General features: G+C 54.8%; 3 protein-coding genes. 2 read left to right on the top strand and 1 reads right to left on the bottom strand.

Going from position 1 to position 2,787, the window contains the following annotated elements:
* The coding region (locus ACRESJ_RS31615; RefSeq protein WP_431761414.1) for a hypothetical protein at positions 1 to 209 on the top strand (209 nt) is incomplete at its 5' end.
* 1,256 nt (positions 210 to 1,465) lie between these two features.
* Here ACRESJ_RS31615 and ACRESJ_RS31620 read toward each other — a convergent pair.
* Entirely contained in the window at positions 1,466 to 2,125 is a 660-nt protein-coding gene (locus ACRESJ_RS31620; protein WP_431761415.1) for a TetR/AcrR family transcriptional regulator, read from the bottom strand.
* 115 nt (positions 2,126 to 2,240) lie between these two features.
* Here ACRESJ_RS31620 and ACRESJ_RS31625 point away from each other — a divergent pair.
* On the top strand, positions 2,241 to 2,787 hold a 547-nt coding region (locus ACRESJ_RS31625; protein WP_431761416.1), incomplete at its 3' end, for a biotin/lipoyl-binding protein.

Here is a 2,787-nt window from a genome sequence, read left to right on the forward strand (position 1 = left end):
TTAGTGCCTCTTCCATCGGTACACGACTGCTAAGCTTATCCACAATTGCTGATGCCAAAATCAGCAATCCGCCCTGGGTCAATTTTCAATCGGCAGGGTGGGTCAGTTTTCAATCAGCGCCGACAGCCGACAAAGTCCGGCATTCCAGATGGCAGCGAAACTCCGGCACCGCACAGAAACACGACGCGACCAGCATCACAACGTTCTAGGAGGATATCCGGAATGGAGGGACCATCGGAATGGAATCTCATGAACTCAACTCATCAATATTGTTAATAGATCCTACTGCGTGATTGGCGAATGCGCCTGCTTTGACGGTAGCTCCACGGAAATGGAGCCGCATCAGGATAGGCGCACATCGACGATGCTGCCGTCCCCGTCGCCAAGTAGCTTCCGTCGACCGACATTTGCCCCCTAAGAGGGTCGGCAAGGACGAGTTGGACTTGAGAATTCTGCTCACTGAGGCTGGTCGGTAGCGGGCGATTTTTTTGCAAATGCAATCCGACCAGCTCTGCGCCTTACAGGTGATTGTTGCCTTTCACCACAGGCAGCTTGGGTCGTTCTCTACCGGTATGTCCACGAATCGTGCTGGTCAAATCCGATGCAAATAACTGGTCAGATCGAATGCAAATGGGTGGGCAAGTCCGTGCCCACGCTATGCTCGATGGCAGGAAACCGAAGCGATTAGCGTCCGTTTGGTTTCTTTTAGTAAAAGCGCTGAGCTTGGCACTCTCCCCATTTTAAAGGGTTTCGGGCGATTGCGTTCGTTTTGCTTCGTTTCGTTTTCCTCCGCTTGAAAAGGATGGAAAAAGAAACTGCCGTTTCCATCAAAGCCCTTTGAATACAGGGCCGCAAGCTAAATTTGAAGCCTCAAAGCAGTGCCAAGCTAAGCGCTGAAAGCGAAAAAAAGCGCCAGTTTTCGTGAAATTGCTTCCTGCACTGTATTTGGCACCAAAGGAAACTTGTATCCGCCAAACCCTCACTAAGCTCGTCCCGCAAAGCCCAGTAAATACGGGGAATTCGCCAATTTTTCATTTCGGTTCCCCCCGTTACTTCCACAGACTTCCCACCAGTTTCCTTTGGTGCCAATCAGAGCGTTAACTCACACAAAGTGATGAGGGAATAGCTGGGTTCGTAAATCCGGATTTGGCTCCTTGGCTGCCGAACTAGGCAGGCAGCCATCCGCGCCATCATTGTGCTCTCCGACCTGTTCAGCTGGGCTGATGCTCGAGCGGGATAACTCGCAAAGACTTACGATGCCTCCTGAAAGCGGAGCCTTGGACACGGGGGGATGACCATCCCATTACGCATACACCGTTTTGAAGTCTGCGGAGATAGGGGGGGCTTTTGCGGTGCGTGTTTAAGCGTCTTCAGCATCATTTCCTGAAAGCTAAAAAACTGCGGTGTGGCCAACCCGCCGGACACCGGTCCGGCATGTCCGAAGGCCCCGGCCTTCGAGTTTCCCTCAGCGGCCGCCCTGTCTAACACATTCATTACTTATTGCCTGCAAGCCCGCCAGCGCAAAGCTGTAAAGGTGAGCGATCAGTTGTTCTTTGGGCATCTGCAAGACCAACTGCACCGGGCCGGGTAAACCATTGCCGGCAACCAGCAGCATCAGGCACGGCGCAGCCGTGCTGACCAAGCAGCGCAGAAGTGCAGGGTTGCTGATGGGGATTGCGGTTATCTCGCTCAGTATTCCCAAGATAACTGCGAGCTTTGGCTGCAATTCTTCGGTAAACAGCACCTGCAGATTGGATGAGGGCGCCAGCAGTTCGCGGGCCAATACACCGGTGTGCCAGCCCCGTCCCGACTGAGCGGCATCGACCAGAATGGTAAAAAACGCGCGCAGTTTTTCTTCTGCACCCTCGTTGCGCTCGGCGATCTGCAGTAAGTCATCCAGGTGGATGATGCGTCGGTGCGCCTCGGCGAGGACGGTTTGATAAAGGCCTATACGACTGCCGAAGTGGTAGTTGATCGATGCCAGATCCACCTCGGCCTCTGCGGCGATGGCCTTGCTGGTGGTTTCCGCAAACCCGGTTTGGGCGAACAACCTGCCCGCCGTCTCGAGGATGCGCGTGCGGGTCACTTCACCGTCAATACGGCTACTGCGACTCGATTTGGTCATGGCTTTTCAACTCTGTTGGTTCTGGATAGTTGATTTTCGCGCGGTTTAGATTAAAGTCAATTTAATCTGTTTTTTGCGATGTCTTGTTGCCCACGTTTGCGCTCGGAATCTGCTTATGAAGAAGCCTCTTATCGTTGTCGCAGTGGTTGCTGGTCTGGTTATCGCAGGGCTGCTTGTCTGGAACAGCCACCATCGCGATGATCAAAGCCCCCTCACGCTGCATGGCAATGTCGATATCCGTCAGGTGTCGCTGGCCTTCGATGGCAACGGCCGGGTTGCACAACTACGGGCCGAAGAAGGCGACTCAGTGAAAGCCGGCGCGGTACTGGCGGTGTTGGACACTCGTACCCTGACCTTGCAAGCCGAGCAGGCCCAGGCGCAGATTGCCGTGCAGGAAAAAAACCTGCTGCGCTTGCGTAATGGTTCGCGGCCTGAGGAAATCGCCCAGGCACGCAGCCGCCTGGCTGCCGCCAACGCCGATACCGCTCTGGCCAACCAAGACTTGGTTCGCTTGCAGGGCATTGCCAATAAAACCAGTGGCCGTGGCGTTAGCGTGCAAGATCTGGATCGGGCCAAGAGTTCGCTGCAAGTCGCCAAAGCCAGGGGCGAGGAGCAGCAAAAGGCCTTGCGCCTTGCTGAGCTTGGGCCACGTGCAGAAGATG

The organism is Pseudomonas sp. (assembly GCF_050739655.1).
In the GTDB taxonomy this organism is placed as follows: domain Bacteria; phylum Pseudomonadota; class Gammaproteobacteria; order Pseudomonadales; family Pseudomonadaceae; genus Aquipseudomonas.